Genomic DNA, 16,356 nt, shown 5'->3' with positions numbered 1-16,356 from the left:
AGCGGGGTGCCCGTGCCATACTTCCTACGCGCTCCGCATCCCCCGTCGGAGCGATGGACCGACGCCGGGCAGCTCCCCCCGTGGCTGCTCGGCGTCGCCCTGTGTGCGCATCTGTGAGACAAACCCGTGAGTGACGAGACCTCCGACGAGACCCCCATCTGCTCCGCCAAGGGCTGCCGTGCCGCCGCCGTGTGGGTGCTGGCCTGGAACAATCCGAAGATCCACACACCGGAGCGCCGCAAGACATGGCTGGCGTGCGAGGAGCACCGTGAGCACCTGTCGGCGTTCCTGGGGGTGCGGGGCTTTCTGAAGGACGTCGTGAGGTTCGAGGAGTGGAGGGCGTCCGAGGGCCCCGGGGGCGCGTGACGCCGTCCCCGTGGGGGCGCGCCCCTCAGCCGCCGATCGCCGACATCGGCCGCTCCGGCTGGACGAACGAGGGGTCGTCCAGGCCCGCACCGGCCTTCTTGCCCCACATCGCCACCCGCCACAGGCGGGCGACCTCCTCGTCCGACGCGCCGGAGCGCAGGGCGGTGCGCAGATCGGTCTCCTCGGTGGCGAACAGGCAGGTGCGGACCTGACCGTCGGCCGTGAGGCGGGTGCGGTCGCAGGCCGCGCAGAACGGGCGGGTGACGGAGGCGATGATCCCGACGCGGTGCGGGCCGCCGTCGACGATCCACCGCTCGGCGGGGGCCGAGCCGCGTTTCCCGGCGCCCTCGGGGGTCAGCTCGAAGCGGGTGCGCAGCGCGGCCAGGATGTCCCCGGCGGTGACCATGCCCTCGCGCGTCCAGCCGTGCTGGGGGTCCAGGGGCATCTGCTCGATGAAGCGCAGTTCGTAGCCGTGCTCCATCGCCCAGGCCAGCAGGTCCGGGGCCTCGTCCTCGTTCAGACCGGGCATCAGGACCGTGTTGATCTTCACCGGGGTCAGGCCGGCCTCGCGGGCGGCCCGGAGGCCGTCGACGACGTCCTTGTGGCGGTCCCGGCGGGTGAGGGCCTTGAAGACGTCGGGGCGCAGGGTGTCCAGGGAGACGTTGACCCGGTCCAGACCGGCCGCCTTCAGGGCGCTCGCGGTGCGCCCGAGCCCTATGCCGTTGGTGGTCAGCGACATCTGGGGGCGGGGGGTCAGCGCCGCGACCCGCTCGACGATGCCGACCAGGCCGGGGCGCAGCAGGGGCTCGCCGCCGGTGAAGCGGACCTCCGTGATGCCGAGGCGGGTGACGGCGATGCGGATCAGGCGGACGATCTCGTCGTCGGTGAGCAGGGTGGGCTTGGCCAGCCACTGCAGGCCCTCCTCGGGCATGCAGTAGGTGCAGCGCAGGTTGCACCGGTCGGTCAGCGAGACCCTGAGGTCGGTGGCCACCCGGCCGTAGGTGTCGATGAGCACGTGGGCCCCTCCCTCGCCGTGGTTCCCCGGGACAGGTCTTCGCCGTTCCCGTCTCTTCTGCGAGCCTACGCGTCTTCTGCGAGCCTACGCGACGCCGCCGACGACGACGCGCCCGGCACGGCGGGCGTCCTGCGGCACGGCCGTGCCGCAGGACGCGCGAGGTCCTGCGGCACGGCCGTTTTTCGGGGTGAGGGCTCCGGGGTGGGGGCTCAGTGCGCTCCCGTGCCCGTCAGGGACCGCACCTCCAGTTCGGCGTACTTGGCGGCGTCGGGGGTCTCCTTGGACAGCAGGGTGCCCACGATGCCCAGCAGGAAGCCGACCGGGATGGAGATCAGGCCCGGGTTCTCCAGCGGGAACCAGTGGAAGTCGACGTCGGGGAACATCGACGTCGGCTTGCCCGAGACCACCGGCGAGAACAGCACCAGGCCGACCGCGGTGACGAGGCCGCCGTAGATCGACCACAGGGCGCCGGAGGTGGTGAACCGCTTCCAGAACAGGCTGTAGACGATCGTGGGCAGGTTGGCGGAGGCGGCGACGGCGAAGGCGAGGGCGACCAGGCCGGCGACGTTGAGGTCGCGGGCGAGGGCGCCCAGCACGATGGAGACCGCGCCGATGCCGACGGTCGCCCAGCGGGCGGCGTTGACCTCCTGCTTCTCGGTGGCGGTGCCCTTCTTGATGACGTTGGCGTAGATGTCGTGGGCGAAGGAGGAGGACGAGGCCAGGGTCAGGCCCGCGACGACGGCGAGGATCGTGGCGAAGGCGACCGCGGAGATGGAGGCGAGCAGGATGGCGCCCCAGGTGGAGTCGACACCGCCCAGGTGCAGGGCGAGCAGCGGGGCGGCGGTGTTGCCCGCCTTGTTGGAGGAGGTGATCTCCTCGGGGGTGATGAGCGCGGCGGCGCCGAAGCCGAGCGCGAGGGTCATCAGGTAGAAGGCACCGATCAGACCGATCGCCCAGATCACGGACTTCCGGGCGGCCTTGGCGGTGGGCACCGTGTAGAAGCGGATCAGGATGTGCGGCAGACCGGCGGTGCCGAGGACCAGGGCGATGCCGAGCGAGAGGAAGTCCAGCTTGCTCGTCTCGCTGACGCCGTACTTCAGTCCGGGCTCCAGGAAGGCGGCGCCCTTGCCGCTGTTCTCGGCGGCCTTGCCGAACAGCTCGGAGATGTTGAAGTTGAACTTCAGCAGGACGAGGAAGGTGAGCAGCAGGGCGCCGGCGATGAGCAGGACGGCCTTGACCATCTGCACCCAGGTGGTGCCCTTCATGCCGCCGATGCTGACGTAGAGGATCATCAGGACGCCGACCAGCGCCACGATGGCGATCTTGCCGCCCTCGCTGGTGATGCCGAGCAGCAGGGAGACCAGGACGCCGGCACCGGCCATCTGGGCCAGCAGATAGAAGATCGACACCACGATCGTCGAGGTGCCGGCCGCGGTGCGGACCGGGCGCTGGCGCATGCGGTACGCCAGGACGTCGCCCATGGTGTAGCGGCCGGAGTTGCGCAGCGGTTCGGCGACCAGGAGCAGGGCGACCAGCCAGGCGACCAGGAAGCCGACGGAGTACAGGAAGCCGTCGTAGCCGAACAGCGCGATGGCGCCGGCGATGCCGAGGAAGGACGCGGCGGACATGTAGTCGCCGGAGACGGCGAGGCCGTTCTGGAAACCGGAGAACTGCCGTCCGCCGGCGTAGAAGTCGGCGGCGTTCCTGGTCTGGCGGCCCGCCCAGACGGTGATGGCGAGGGTGGCGACGACGAATGCCGAGAACAGGGTGATGATCAGTGGCCGGTGCTCGCTCGCCTCACCGACGGCCAGGGTGATCGTGGGGTTCATTCGGCGCCCTCCATCCGGGACTTGATGGCCTCGGCCTTGGGGTCGAGCTTGGCGGCGGCGTGCCGCGCGTACCACCAGGCGATGAGGAATGTGCTGAGGAACTGGGCGAGGCCCAGGACGAGTGCGACGTTGATGTTGCCGAAGAGCTTGGTGCCCATGAAGCCGCCGGCGTAGTTGGAGAGCAGGACGTACAGCAGGTACCAGGCGACGAAGGCGACGGTCAGCGGAAAGGCGAAGGAACGGTAGGAGCGGCGCAGTTCACCGAACTCGTCGCTCTCCTGCACCGCGACGAACTCCTCGGCGGAGGGCAGGGGGGCCTGGGTTTTCGAGGGTGGTGGGGTCTCGGTGGCCACGTCGGTCTCCTCGCGTCACGGACGGAATTGCGGCGGGGGCTCGAGCGTGCTCGGCCTCCTGCCCAGGGTCCACGGCGCCACGCGGTGACCGGTTCAAGTCCATTTCGCGTCTCTCCGATTCTTCGGGCGACGGCTTGAACAAGTCGTGGAGAAGTCATTGAAGGCCGGTGAGGCGGCGGGATAGTTTCGGCCTGCACACGCACCACTCGTCATGTACCTGCCCAGCACACACCTGTGCCCGGAGCAGGTCCTGCACCCGGATGATGTGGAGACCCCATGGCTCATCTGCGTTCCAGCCGCAGGCTCGCACTGGCCGTACCGCTCGTGCTGTCGCTGACCGCGTCCCTCGGCTTCCTGCCCTCGGCCGCGTCGGCGGCGCCCCGTACGGCCCCGGTCGCGCAGGCGGAGGACGCACCCGTCCAGGCATACGTCGTCAACACCAGGACGGACCACCGCACGATCGCCCGGGTGCAGCGGGCGGTCGCCGCGGCCGGCGGGAGCATCGTGGAGACGTACGACCGGATCGGCGTCATCGTCGCCCGCTCCGCGAACCCCGACTTCGGCGCGCGCATGCGCGCGGTCCGCGGAGTGCAGTCGGCGGGCGCCACCCGCACCGCGCCCATCGAGGCGGCCGGAACGACCGACGAAGGCGCGGTGCAGTACCTCTCCCGGGCCGAGGTCGCCCGGCTCGAGAAGGCCGCCAGGACGTCGAAGAAGCCGAAGGGTTCGGTGCCCCCCGAGCCTCTCGAGGCCGACCAGTGGGACCTGCGGGCGATCGGTGCCGACAAGGCCGCCGCGATCAACCCGGGCAGCTCGAAGGTCACCGTCGCCGTGATCGACACCGGGGTCGACGACACCCACCCGGACCTCGCGCCGAACTTCTCCCCCCGGCAGTCGGCCAGCTGTGTCGGCGGCAAGGCGGACACCTCGCCGGGTTCCTGGCGGCCCGTCAGCCCCGACCACTACCACGGCACGCATGTCGCGGGCGAGGTGGCCGCCGCCCGCAACGGGATCGGTGTCGCGGGTGTCGCCCCGGGCGTGAAGGTCTCCGGCATCCGGGTGTCCGAGCCCGACACCCAGCTGTTCTACGCGGAGAGCGTGGTCTGCGCCTTCGTGTTCGCCGCCGACCACGGGGTGGAGATCACCAACAACAGCTATTACGTGGACCCCTGGCTCTACAACTGCAAGGACGACCCCGACCAGCGGGCCATCGTCGAGGCGGTCGGCCGGGCCCAGGCCTACGCACAGCGCAAGGGCACCCTGAGCGTGGCCTCGGCGGGCAACTCCAACCACGACCTGGCCGCCGAGTCGATCACCGACACCTCCAGCCCGAACGACACGACGCCGGTGACCCGCACCATCGACCCGAGGAAGTGCCTCGACGTCCCGACGCAGCTGCCGGGCGTGGTGACGGTCAGCGCCACCGGTGTGCAGGGCCTGAAGTCGTACTACTCCAACTACGGCAACGGGGTCGTCGACGTCGCCGGCCCGGGCGGCGACAGGTACCAGATCCCCGACACCCCGTCGGGCAACGGCCGCATCCTGTCCACGATGCCCGAGGGCCAGTACGCCTTCCTGCAGGGCACGTCGATGGCCGCCCCGCACGTGGCCGGGGTCGCCGCGCTGCTGAAGTCGAAGCACCCGCACGCGACACCCGCCCAGCTGCAGGCCCTGCTCAAGGCCCAGGCGGACAACCCGGGCTGCCCCACCGAACCCTACGACCCGGACGGCAACGGCACCGTCGACTCGGTCTGCAAGGGCACCAAGCACCGCAACGGTTTCTACGGCTTCGGCATCGTCAACGCGCTCGCCGCGGTCAGGTGACCGGTCTCGTCCGCCGTCCGCGCGCGTGCCGTCGTCCGCGCCTCGCGCATGCCGTCCCTCACCGGCCTCACACACTGGAGTTCGTATGAGCGTTCGCCTCAACCGGCGTACCGTCACCCTTCCGCTCGGCCTGGCCGTCGCCTCCGCCCTCGCCTTCCTGCCGCAGGCGGCGTCCGCCGCCGAGACCGGTCCGCGCACGTCCGCGCAGAGCGTGTCGCCCGCCGACGGGGACACCCTGAGCTATGTCGTCAACCTCCGCTCCCGGCACGGCTCCTCGTCCGTGCAGAAGGCGATACGCAAGGCGGGCGGCACGGTCGTCATGGCCTACGACCAGATCGGCGTCGTCGTCGTCCACGCGTCGGACCCCGGCTTCGCCCGGAAGATCCGCAAGCACCCGGCGGTGGAGTCGGCCGGCGCCACGCGGACCGCCCCGCTGTCGCTGCAGACGACCACTCAGGTGGGGGCGCCGCAGGTGCTCGGCGAGGCGGAGATGAAGGCCGCGGCCGAGGCGGCCGAGGACGGTCAGGAACCGTTGCAGCCGCTGCAGTGGGACCTGCCGATGATCAAGGCCGACAAGGCGCACCGCATCACGCCGGGAAGCCCCGGGGTCACCGTCGGGGTGATCGACACCGGGGTCGACGACACCCACCCGGACCTCGCCCCCAACTTCGACCGGGCGGCGTCGGTGAACTGCGTGTCGGGCAAGCCGGACACGACCGAGGGCGCCTGGCGGCCGGGCGAGGACGAGAGCCCGCACGGCACCCATGTCGCCGGTGAGATCGCCGCCGCGAAGAACGGTGTCGGCATGGTCGGGGTCGCCCCGGGCGTGAAGGTGGCCGGCATCAAGGTGTCGACGCCCGAGGGCTGGTTCTACACCGAGGCCGTGGTGTGCGGCTTCGTCTGGGCCGCCGAGCACGGGGTGGACATCACCAACAACAGCTATTACGTGGACCCGTGGCAGTTCAACTGCAAGAACGACCCCGACCAGCGGGCCCTGCTGGAGGCCGTGTCGCGGGCCACGGCGTACGCGGAGCGCAAGGGCACGGTCAATGTCGCGGCCGCCGGCAACGACAACTGGGACCTCGCCGCCAAGTCGATCCTCGACCCCGGCAGCCCCAACGACAGCACCCCCGTCGACCGGGTGATCGACCCGAGGAAGTGCCTGGACCTGCCGGCGCAGCTGCCGGGCACCGTCACGGTCTCCTCCATCGGCGCCAAGGGCATCAAGTCGTCGTTCTCCAACTACGGCCGGGGCGTCGTCGACGTCGCCGCGCCGGGCGGCGACTCGACCCGCTACCAGGCGCCCGAGGCCCCCGCCACCAGCGGCCTGATCCTCGGCACCCTGCCGGGCGGCGGATACGGCTACATGGCCGGCACCTCGATGGCCTCGCCGCATGTCGCGGGGGTCGCCGCGCTGATCAAGTCGGCTCATCCGCACGCCGGGCCGAAGCAGGTGAAGGCGCTGCTGGCCCAGGGCGCCGACGCCAGGGCGTGCACCACCCCGTACGACATCGACGGCGACGGCACGGCCGACGCCGAGTGCAAGGGCGGCAAGCACAACAACTCCTTCTACGGCAGAGGAGTCGTGAACGCCCTGAACGCTGTGACCAAGTAGGCACGGCGAAGGAGGGGCCGGTACCGCACAGTGTGGGTCATGACCGATCCCTCCTTTTCCTCTGCTTCCTCTGCCTTTCTCTCCTCCGCCTGGTCCGCGCTGGGAGGGGACCCCGCCCTTCTCGGGCGGGTCACCACCGTGGAGCGGGAAGGCGCGCTGCCGGCGCGCCTTCCCGTGCGGGAGCTGGCACGCGCGTGCGTGGGCGCCTGTGCGCTGGCCGCCGCCGAACTGGGCGCGGTGCGGACGGGGAGCGCCGAGGTGCCGGCGGTGCGGGTCGACGACGGGGCCGTGGCCACGGCGTTCCTCAGCGAACGGCATCTGCTGGTGGACGGGCGGGCACCGGTCTCCTTCGCCCCGCTGTCGCGGTTCTGGCGGACGGCGGACGGCTGGGTGCGCACGCACGCCAACTACCCGCACCACCGGGAGCGGTTGCTCGCCGCGCTGGGCGTGCCGGACGACGCGGACCGTGTCGCGTCGGCACTCGCCGGGCGGTCCGCGCTCGAGGTCGAGGAGACCGTGTACGCCGCCGGCGGCCTCGCCGTCGCCCTGCGCACCCCCGAGGAGTGGGCCGCGCACGAGCAGAGCGCCGCGGTGGCCGCACGGCCGCTGGTCGAGCGGGAGCGGCTGGACGAGACGCACACGCGCGTCCTGCCGCCCGTCACGGGCGGGCCCCTGCTGCCCGCCGCCGGAGTGCGCGTCGTGGACCTGACCCGGGTGCTCGCGGGCCCCGTCGCCACCCGCACGCTCGCCCTGCTGGGCGCGGAGGTGCTGCGCGTGGATCCGCCGGACCGGCCCGAGCAGGCCGATCTGCACGCGGACACCGGTTTCGGCAAGCGGTCGGCGACCCTGGACCTCGCAGCCGACCGGGGCGCCCTCGAGGAGCTGCTCGCATCGGCGGACGTCGTGGTCACCGGGTACCGGCCGGGTGCCCTGGACCGGTTCGGCCTCTCCCCCGAGGCCCTGGCCGAGCGGCGGCCCGGGCTGGTCGTGGCCCAGCTGTCGGCGTGGGGCGCCCACGGCCCGTGGGGCGGGCGGCAGGGCTTCGACAGCCTCGTCCAGGCCGCCACCGGCATCGCCGCACTCGAGGGCTCGCCGGAGCGGCCCGGCGCACTGCCCGCCCAGGCCCTGGACCACGGCACGGGCTATCTGCTGGCCGCCGCGGTCCTGCGCGCCCTGACCGACCGGACGCGCCGGGGCGGAACCCGCGCCGTACGGCTGTCCCTGGCGCGCACGGCGGCCTGGCTGAAGGACCCGGACACCGCGACGGCTCCCGCCGGGGCCACCGTGGAGGGCTCCCCCTTCGACCGGCCCGATCCCTGGCTCGCGCGGACCGGCAGCCGCATCGGCCGGCTGCGCCACGCCCGCTCCCCCGTCGCCTTCGCCGGCGGCCCGGCCGACTGGTCCCGCCCGCCGGTCCCCTGGGGGTCGGACCCGGCCCGGTGGGCCTGAGAACCCCCGGGGGGCGGAGTCCGCCGGCGGGTGACGCCGACGGGTGAGCGGAACGATGTTCTCCCACTTGACGGCAGTCGCTTGCCCCGTCCGGAGCGGCTGGTGAGGATCCTGGAGTGACGCTCACACGACCGGCCGCCGAGGCGGAGGGCACGCGCGGAACGGAGTGGCGGCGGACCGCGACCGTCCGGGCCGTCGCCGTCCTCGTCCTGGTGGCCCTCGCCGCGCTGATACCCCTGCTCGGTCCCTCCGCCGCCCTGCACGGCACCGGGGAGGCCGCCGCACCCGGGGTCGGCGGCATAGCGCTGCTGCGGACGGTGATGTTCGCCGCGGTCTGCGTCCCCGTCGGCGAGCTGTTCGCCGGGCGGCTGGCCGGGCGCATCCCCGGGGCCCCCGGCCGGCGGCCGCGCAGCTGGACGCCGTACGCGGCCGCCGCCGGCTTCCTCGCCGCCCTGGGCCTGGCCTTCGTGGTGGCCACCGGCAACCTGGTGCCGCACAGCCCGGCCCAGATCGATGTGGGCGGCCTTTACCGGACCCGGGACGGCTCCCTGGCCCTGCTGGAGGTCAACGCCTTTCTCGTCCTGGGCCTGTGCACGCTCTCACGGCGCCCGTCGCACCAGGTGTGGCCGCTCGCCGCGGTGATCGTCGCCGAGGCCCTGCGCGCGCATCCCGACACCGAGAGCAGCCCGCTGGCCGGCACCGCCCTGACCGTCGTGCATCTGCTGTGCGGGGCGCTGTGGGCGGGCGCGCTGCTGCATGTGCTGCGCACCCTGCGGCTGTGGCGCGGCGCGGCGGCGGGCGCCGCCCTGCTGGGCCGCTATGCGCGCACGGCGGCCGTCCTGCTGGCCGCCGTCACCGCGACGGGCGTGTGCAGCACCCTGCGCCGGATGCCGCCGGACACGGTGCTGCACCAGCTCACGGAGACGGCCTACGGCCGCACCCTGCTCGCCAAGGTGGTCCTCATGGCCGGTGTCGCCCTGCTCGCCCTGTGGGCGCGGATCCGGCTGAGCCGGGCGTCCGATCCGCTGACCGCCTGCGCTCCCGCCCGGGCCGAGGTCGCCGTGCTCGGCGCGGTGGTCGCGGTGTCGGGGCTGCTGACGGCGCTGCCGCTGCCGATCCGCTGGTGAGCGGCCCACGGCGTACGGCGGGGGGTGAAGCAGAAGGCGGGACAGGAGGTGCGGCAGGGGTGCCGTCACACGCCCACCTCTCCCAGCAGGGTCCCCGCCGCATGGGTCACCGCCATGGCCAGCGCCCCGCCGCACACATTGCGCACCACCGCACGGCCGGGCCTGGCCGCGCCCAGCCGTGCGCTGCTCCAGCCGGTGAGGGCGAGGGCGGCCAGGACGGACAGCACGGTGACGCCCAGCCGCCATCCCGCCGGCGGCAGCACGATCGCCAGCAGCGGCAGCAGGGCTCCGGCCGTGAACGACAGAAAGCTCGCCCAGGCCGCGTGCCACGGGTCGGTCAGCTCGTAGGGGTCGATGCCGAGCTCCATGTGCGCATGGGCCCGCAGCGCGTCCCGTGCGGTGAGCTGCTTCGCCGCCTCCTCGGCCACGGCACGCGACAGGCCCCGCTGCTGAAGCATCCCGGTCAGCTCCCGCAGCTCCGCCTCGGGCCGTTCGCGCAGCTCCCGTCTCTCCAGGGCCAGCGCGGCCCGCTCCGAGTCCCGCTGGGTCGACACCGACACGTACTGCGCCGCCGCCATCGACATCGCTCCCGCGAGCAGCCCGGCCAGCCCGGCCGTCAGCAGGGTCGAACGGGAGTCCGTCGCGCCGGCCACACCGACGACGAGTCCCGCGGTGGAGACGATGCCGTCGTTCGCCCCGAGAACGGCGGCCCGCAGCCAGTTGAGCCGTGTGCCGAGCGCGCCCCCGTGGCTCTTCTCATGCGTGGGTTCGGTCACATGACGGAGAATCGCACGGTTTGCCCGTCGCGTCCTCTTCCGCCTCCCGCTCCGCCGCGCTCCCCCCGCGGGCGTGGGCCGCCGGTCCGGCCACCGGTGGGCAGGGCTGTCGGCCGAGGACCGTATCCTCATGGACCATGCTCGAAGACCGCACGCTCGCAGGGTTCTCCGCCACGCCGTGGCCGGCCACGTATCCGAAGGGGTATGCGGTCGTCGACGTGGAGACGACCGGTCTGGCACGGCACGACAGGATCGTCTCCGCGGCGGTCTACCGGCTGGACGCGCGCGGTGAGGTCGAGGACCACTGGTACACGCTGGTCAACCCGGAGCGGGATCCGGGACCGGTGTGGCTCCACGGTCTGACGAGCGAGGCGCTCCGGGACGCACCGCTGTTCGCGGACATCGCGGAGGAGTTCGGGCAGCGGCTGGCCGGCCGTGTGCTCGTCGCGCACAACGCGCTGTTCGACTGGCAGATGATCGCGCGGGAGTACGCGCGGGTGCGGCGCGAGCCCCCGGTGCGGCAGCGGCTGTGCACGATCGCGCTCGCCAAGGAGCTGGGCCTGCCGCTGCCCAACCACAAACTGGAGTCGCTGGCGGCGCACTTCGGCGTCGTGCAGCGGCAGGCGCACCACGCGCTGGACGACGCGCGCGTGCTGGCGGAGGCGTTCCGGCCGAGTCTGCGGGCCGCGGCGGCGAACGGGGTGCGGCTGCCGCTGCTGGAGTGCCGGCCGCTGACGGAGTGGTCGGACCCGCCGGTGTCCCGGCAGTCGTCCGGCGGCCGCCGGCAGAGCACGTGGCGCCCGTCCCGCAAAAGACCCGCGTGCCCCTATCCCAACCCGGGGCGCTACGAGGCGGGCAAGCGTCTCAAGCAGGGGATGCGGGTGGCCTTCTCCGGGGACACCTCCACCGACCGCGAGCTGCTGGAGGACCGGGCGGTCGAGGCCGGACTGCATGTGGCCACCAGCCTGTCCCGGCTGACCAGCCTGCTGGTGACCAACGACCCGGACTCGGGCACGTCGAAGACGGTCAAGGCACGGCAGTACGGCACTCCGGTGGTGGACGAGGCGGCGTTCGTGCAGCTGCTCAAGGACGTGGAACCGGCGGACGGCGCCTGAGGGACGCACGGGCGGTGTGCCCGCCGGCCGCCGGCCCGCGCGGCGGTACGGCACGGAGCCGCCGGCCGTGCGCGAAGCGCCGTACGAGAACGCCCACGGGGACACCCCTGCCGAAGGCACCCCCGCGCCGGGAGGTACCGTCATGGGGTGTACCGCTTCCTGTTGACCCGCCAGTGGGTGGTCCTCACCGTCGTCGCGGTCGTGCTGATCCCGGTGATGGTACGGCTGGGCTTCTGGCAGCTGCACCGCCATCAGCACAAGGTCGCGCTGAACGAGGTGATCGCCGAGTCGCTGGCGGCCGATCCGGTCCCGGTCGAGTCGCTGACCGCCCCCGGTGCGACGGTGAAACGCGCCGACCTCTACCGCAGGGTCACGGCCAGGGGCCGCTTCGACACCGCGCACGAGGAGGTCGTGCGCCGCCGCACCAACGCCGACGACAGGGTCGGCTACCACGTGCTGACCCCCTTCGTCCTCGACAGCGGCAAGGTGCTCCTGGTCAACCGGGGCTGGGTCCCCGCGGGGGTCTCGCAGACGGCGTTCCCGGATGTCCCGGCGCCCGCATCCGGCGAGATCACCATCACCGGCCGGCTGATGCCCGACGAGACGACCGAGAAGAGCGGCATCAAGGACCTCAAGGGCCTGCCCGACCGCCAGGTGATGCTGATCAACAGCGCCCAGGAGGCCGAGCGGCTGGGCAGGCAGGTTCTCGGCGGTTACATCCAGCTGACCTCGCCCGCGCCCGAGGGCGGCAGCCCCCAGCTGCTGCCCGAACCCGAGCACGACGACATCGGCCCGCACCTGGCGTACGCCATCCAGTGGTGGCTGTTCGCGGCGGGTGTCCCGGTCGGCTGGGTGATCCTGGTGCGCCGCGAGGCCCGCGAGCGCGCGGAGGCGGCGGCGAGGGAGAAGACGCAGAAGGCGGAACCGGCATCGGTGTAGCCCCCCGGGGGCCGGGCCGCCGCCCCGGGACCTTCGCGGTCGAGCGGCCGTACCGGCCCGGTGAACACCGCTCTCGCCCCGCACGGGGGCGAGCGGGCAGGATAGGCGCCATGGATCTTGGACTGAAGGACCGGGTGTACGTCGTCACCGGCGCGACCCGCGGGCTGGGCAACGCCACCGCGCGCGAACTCGTCGCCGAGGGCGCCAAGGTGGTCGTCTCCGGACGGGACGAGAAGCGTGTCGCCGAGGCGGCGGCCGAGCTGGGCCCCGACGCGGTCGGGGTGGCCGTGGACAACGCGGACGCGGAGGCACCGGCACGGCTGATCGCGGCGGCGCGGGAGAACTTCGGCGGCTTCCACGGCGTTCTCGTCAGCGTCGGCGGGCCGCCGCCCGGCTTCGTCGCCGACAACACCGACGAGCAGTGGCAGGCGGCGTTCGAGTCGGTGTTCCTGGGCGCGGTGAGGATCGCCCGCGCGGCGGCGGCCGAGCTGGAGCCGGGCGGGGTCGTCGCGTTCGTGCTGTCCGGGTCGGTGCACGAGCCGATCCCCGGACTGACCATCTCCAACGGGCTGCGGCCCGGGCTGGCCGGGTTCGCCAAGTCCCTCGCGGACGAGCTGGGGCCGCGGGGCATCCGGGTGGTGGGGCTGCTGCCCGGACGCATCGACACCGACCGGGTGCGGGAGCTGGACGCGCTGTCGGCGGACCCGCAGGCCACCCGGGCGGCGAGCGAGTCGCGTGTGCCGCTGCGGCGGTACGGGACGCCGGCGGAGTTCGGCCGGGTGGCCGCGTTCCTGCTGTCGCCCGCGGCGTCCTATGTGACCGGCGTGATGATGCCGGTGGACGGCGGGGCACGGCGCGGCTTCTAGGGTTCCGCGGCCGTGCCCGGCGGGGAGTGTCCGTGCCGCCCGGGCGGGCCGGCCCCCTTTCCGCGCGGTGCCCGACACCGCTCGGCCCCGCCTCCTCCGGAAGGGACCGCGGGCCGGCCGGGTTCCCGGCGCGGTCCGGGCATCCGGCCGTGAGGGCGTGCAGTACGGGTCCCGCGTCCGCGTACGGCTTCGGAAAAAGCCGCACCCGGGCCGCGGGGGCGTGACGGCGGCCGGTGAGGCGGGCCCGAGGGCGGGCCGCGCCGTCCGGCCGCCCGTCCGGACCGTGACGCGAAGGTCCTGGGGAACGCGGGGCTCCCCAGGACCTCCCGTCCGGTTTCGAGGACGTCCGGTTCTGCTCCGGCCTGCCGGCCGTCGCCGTCCGTCCCTCCCGGGCACCGTCCTTCACCCACGGCGGGCACATCGACGGGACCCCGCCTCCGAAACGGGCGGGGCCTACTCCCCGATGCCGGCCAGGTCCCGCAGACGCCGGGCCTGGGCCTCGCGTTCGGCGATGCGCTGCTGCTCATAGGTGCGCTCCAGGGCGCCGCGCAGCAGGGCCTTGGTCTCGACGACGGCGTTGCGGGGCGCCGCCAGAAGCGCGGAGGTCAGGTCCTGTACGGCCGCGTCGAGCTGGTCGAGGGGCACGGCGAGGTTCGCCAGGCCGGTCTGCACCGCCTCCTCGGCGCCCACGAAGCGGCCGGTGACGCAGATCTCCAGCGCGCGGGCATAGCCGACCAGCCCCACCAGCGGATGGGTGCCGGTGAGGTCGGGAACCAGCCCGAGGCTGGTCTCGCGCATGGCGAACTGCACGTCGTCCGCGACCACACGCAGGTCGCAGGCCAGCGCCAGCTGGAAACCCGCCCCGATGGCGTGCCCCTGCACGACGGCGACGGACAGGATGTCGTTGCGCCGCCACCAGGTGAACGCCTCCTGGTACTCGGCGATGGTGGCGTCCAGCTCGGCGTCGCTGCCGCGCGCGAGGTCGATGAACGACGGCTCGCCGTCGATGCCCTCCGGCGTGAACGCCTGCCGGTCGAGTCCGGCGGAGAAGGACTTGCCCTCGCCGCGCAGCAGCACCACGCGGACGGAGCCCGGCAGCAGCCGGCCGGCCTCGGTGAGCGCCCGCCACAGAGCGGGGCTCTGTGCGTTGCGCTTGGCCGGGTTGGTCAGCGTCACCGTGGCGACCGCGTCGTCGACGGTGAGCCGTACGCCGTCCTTGTCGAGTACCGGATCGAGGTTGTGCTCGGGCGAAGCCATGTGCGCCTCCGATGGGTGCAGTCAGCGTGGATGCCCCGAGGGCATCGTAAGTGACTGCACAGTAACCACCCGGCCGACCGGCGGACCGGCCGGGTGGTCACCATCGAAAGCCCGATGGGTCGCCCGCGGTCGGTCAGGACGACTGGTTCTTCTTGCCCCGCGTCGCCCCGCCACGCCCACGGAGCGTGACACCCGACTCACTGAGCATGCGGTGGACGAAGCCATACGAGCGGCCGGTCTCCTCGGCCAACGCTCGAATGCTCGCACCGGCGTCGTACTTCTTCTTCAGGTCTGCCGCGAGCTTGTCGCGCGCGGCGCCGGTCACCCGGCTGCCCTTCTTCAGAGTCTCGGCCACCCGTGCCTCCTCATGGGAAGTGCGCTCTGGTCCCCTCATGATCACCCCTCCGGGCCCTGATGGCCACCCATTCGGCAAGGTCTGTGAGACAGACTTGTGACGACAGGAGCACATCCCCACAAGCGGAATCCGTCACTCCGCACGGTGATATCTGTACCACCGAACGGCTTCTTTCATGAAATGCCTGGTCAGCGACGCGTGACGGCCGAGCCCCCGTCGCATAGGGGCTCGGCCGTGAATTCGCTGGAGGACACGCCTCGGGATGAGGAGATCTCACACAGATGATGGATCACCTGTAGGCCGAATGATCCATACGTCGTTGATCAATTGTTCGGTCAAGCGAGGGCGACGAGGTCCGCGTAGTCGGCGCTCCACAGGTCCTCGACCCCGTCGGGCAGCAGGATGATCCGCTCCGGCTGCAGCGCCTCGACGGCCCCCTCGTCGTGGGTGACGAGGACGACGGCCCCCTCGTAGGTGCGCAGCGCGTTGAGGATCTCCTCGCGGCTGGCCGGGTCGAGGTTGTTGGTGGGCTCGTCGAGCAGCAGGACGTTCGCGGAGGAGACGACCAGGGTGGCGAGCGCCAGACGGGTCTTCTCCCCGCCGGAGAGGACACCGGCCGGCTTGTCGACGTCGTCGCCGGAGAACAGGAACGAGCCCAGCACCTTGCGGATCTCGCCGAGCTCCATGTCGGGGGCAGCCGACCGCATGTTCTCCAGGACCGTGCGGTCGGGGTCCAGGGTCTCGTGCTCCTGCGCGTAGTAACCGATCTTGAGGCCGTGGCCGGGGACGACCGCACCGGTGTCCGGCTGCTCCACGCCCGCGAGCAGGCGCAGCAGCGTGGTCTTGCCCGCGCCGTTGAGGCCGAGGACGACGACGCGGGAGCCCCGGTCGATGGCCAGGCTGACGTCGGTGAAGATCTCCAGCGAGCCGTACGACTTCGACAGCCCCTCGGCCATCAGCGGGGTCCGGCCGCAGGGCGCGGGCTCGGGGAAGCGCAGCTTGGCCACCTTGTCCTGCCGGCGGACCTCCTCCAGGCCGGCCAGCAGCCGCTCGGCGCGGCGGACCATGTTCTGCGCGGCCACCGCCTTGGTGGCCTTGGCCCGCATCTTGTCGGCCTGGGCCCGGAGCGCGGCGGCCTTCTTCTCCGCGTTGGCCCGCTCCCGCCTGCGGCGCCGCTCGTCGGCCTCGCGCTGCTGCTGGTAGAGCTTCCAGCCCATGTTGTAGATGTCGATGCAGGCGCGGTTGGCGTCCAGGTAGAACACCTTGTTGACGACCGTCTCGACCAGGTTGACGTCGTGGGAGATCACGACGAAGCCGCCGCGGTAGGTCCTCAGATAGTCGCGCAGCCAGACGATCGAGTCGGCGTCGAGGTGGTTGGTGGGCTCGTCGAGCAGCAGGATGTCCGCGTCGGAGAACAGGATGCGGGCCAGCTCGATGCGGCGGCGCTGACCGCCGGAGAGCGTGCGCAGG

Annotated in this window: 15 protein-coding genes; 8 read left to right on the top strand and 7 right to left on the bottom strand. The window is 72.5% G+C overall.

Annotated features, from left to right (window positions below; all coding sequences use genetic code 11):
- Positions 1–126: 126 nt before the first annotated feature.
- Positions 127–366: a hypothetical protein gene (locus CCN35_RS05250; protein WP_067390686.1), complete on the top strand. Its 240-nt coding sequence runs from the start codon at positions 127–129 to the stop codon at positions 364–366.
- Positions 367–391: 25 nt separating this feature from the next.
- Here the strand turns inward: CCN35_RS05250 and moaA are convergent, their stop codons facing one another.
- The 3 genes from moaA to CCN35_RS05235 all read right to left on the bottom strand — a co-directional run bounded on the left by moaA (position 392) and on the right by CCN35_RS05235 (position 3,563).
- Positions 392–1,381 (bottom strand): GTP 3',8-cyclase MoaA, encoded by a 990-nt coding sequence (gene moaA / locus CCN35_RS05245; protein ID WP_067390682.1) that lies wholly within the window; start codon positions 1,379–1,381, stop codon positions 392–394.
- A gap of 209 nt (positions 1,382–1,590) precedes the next feature.
- Positions 1,591–3,210 (bottom strand): solute symporter family protein, encoded by a 1,620-nt coding sequence (locus CCN35_RS05240; protein ID WP_067390679.1) that lies wholly within the window; start codon positions 3,208–3,210, stop codon positions 1,591–1,593.
- Positions 3,207–3,563: a DUF485 domain-containing protein gene (locus CCN35_RS05235; protein ID WP_067390676.1), complete on the bottom strand. Its 357-nt coding sequence runs from the start codon at positions 3,561–3,563 to the stop codon at positions 3,207–3,209. Before CCN35_RS05235 ends, CCN35_RS05240 begins: the two co-directional genes overlap by 4 nt.
- Positions 3,564–3,839: 276 nt before the next feature.
- Here CCN35_RS05235 and CCN35_RS05230 point away from each other — a divergent pair, with 276 nt between their 5' ends.
- The 4 genes from CCN35_RS05230 (at position 3,840) to CCN35_RS05215 (ending at position 9,578) form a co-directional block, all read left to right on the top strand.
- Positions 3,840–5,387, top strand: a complete 1,548-nt coding sequence (locus CCN35_RS05230; RefSeq protein ID WP_067390673.1) for a S8 family peptidase — start codon at positions 3,840–3,842, stop codon at positions 5,385–5,387.
- Between the two features lie 85 nt (positions 5,388–5,472).
- On the top strand, positions 5,473–7,002 hold the full coding sequence (locus CCN35_RS05225; RefSeq protein WP_086791668.1) for a S8 family peptidase: 1,530 nt from the start codon (positions 5,473–5,475) through the stop codon (positions 7,000–7,002).
- Between the two features lie 39 nt (positions 7,003–7,041).
- Positions 7,042–8,451, top strand: coding sequence for a CoA transferase (locus CCN35_RS05220; protein WP_067390667.1), 1,410 nt, complete (start codon positions 7,042–7,044; stop codon positions 8,449–8,451).
- 116 nt (positions 8,452–8,567) lie between these two features.
- The gene (locus tag CCN35_RS05215) at positions 8,568–9,578 is read left to right on the top strand and encodes a CopD family protein (RefSeq protein ID WP_067390664.1); all 1,011 of its coding nucleotides are present in this window, start codon (positions 8,568–8,570) and stop codon (positions 9,576–9,578) included.
- A 65-nt stretch (positions 9,579–9,643) separates the two neighbouring features.
- On the opposite strand, the gene CCN35_RS05210 is transcribed toward CCN35_RS05215, so the two are convergent.
- Complete coding sequence (locus CCN35_RS05210; protein ID WP_067390661.1) at positions 9,644–10,354, bottom strand: VIT1/CCC1 transporter family protein; 711 nt, start codon at positions 10,352–10,354, stop codon at positions 9,644–9,646.
- Between the two features lie 137 nt (positions 10,355–10,491).
- On the opposite strand from CCN35_RS05210, the gene CCN35_RS05205 reads away from it, so the two are divergent.
- The 3 genes from CCN35_RS05205 (at position 10,492) to CCN35_RS05195 (ending at position 13,274) form a co-directional block, all read left to right on the top strand.
- The gene (locus CCN35_RS05205; protein ID WP_067390658.1) at positions 10,492–11,469 is read left to right on the top strand and encodes a DEDDh family exonuclease; all 978 of its coding nucleotides are present in this window, start codon (positions 10,492–10,494) and stop codon (positions 11,467–11,469) included.
- Between the two features lie 147 nt (positions 11,470–11,616).
- The gene (locus tag CCN35_RS05200) at positions 11,617–12,408 is read left to right on the top strand and encodes an SURF1 family cytochrome oxidase biogenesis protein (RefSeq protein WP_067390655.1); all 792 of its coding nucleotides are present in this window, start codon (positions 11,617–11,619) and stop codon (positions 12,406–12,408) included.
- A gap of 110 nt (positions 12,409–12,518) precedes the next feature.
- Positions 12,519–13,274: an SDR family oxidoreductase gene (locus CCN35_RS05195; RefSeq protein ID WP_067390653.1), complete on the top strand. Its 756-nt coding sequence runs from the start codon at positions 12,519–12,521 to the stop codon at positions 13,272–13,274.
- 453 nt (positions 13,275–13,727) lie between these two features.
- Here CCN35_RS05195 and CCN35_RS05190 read toward each other — a convergent pair whose 3' ends face one another.
- The 3 genes from CCN35_RS05190 to CCN35_RS05180 all read right to left on the bottom strand — a co-directional run.
- Positions 13,728–14,531: an enoyl-CoA hydratase/isomerase family protein gene (locus CCN35_RS05190; protein ID WP_067390650.1), complete on the bottom strand. Its 804-nt coding sequence runs from the start codon at positions 14,529–14,531 to the stop codon at positions 13,728–13,730.
- A 133-nt stretch (positions 14,532–14,664) separates the two neighbouring features.
- Positions 14,665–14,886 carry a helix-turn-helix domain-containing protein gene (locus CCN35_RS05185; RefSeq protein WP_067390647.1) on the bottom strand — a complete coding sequence of 74 codons (222 nt, stop codon included), beginning with the start codon at positions 14,884–14,886 and terminating at the stop codon, positions 14,665–14,667.
- 335 nt (positions 14,887–15,221) lie between these two features.
- The coding region (locus tag CCN35_RS05180) for an ABC-F family ATP-binding cassette domain-containing protein (protein ID WP_107501027.1) at positions 15,222–16,356 on the bottom strand (1,135 nt) is incomplete at its 5' end.

The sequence above is a fragment of the Streptomyces thermovulgaris genome (assembly GCF_002155915.1).
In the GTDB taxonomy this organism is placed as follows: domain Bacteria; phylum Actinomycetota; class Actinomycetes; order Streptomycetales; family Streptomycetaceae; genus Streptomyces; species Streptomyces thermovulgaris.
This window is presented reverse-complemented; position numbering and strand designations above follow the sequence as displayed.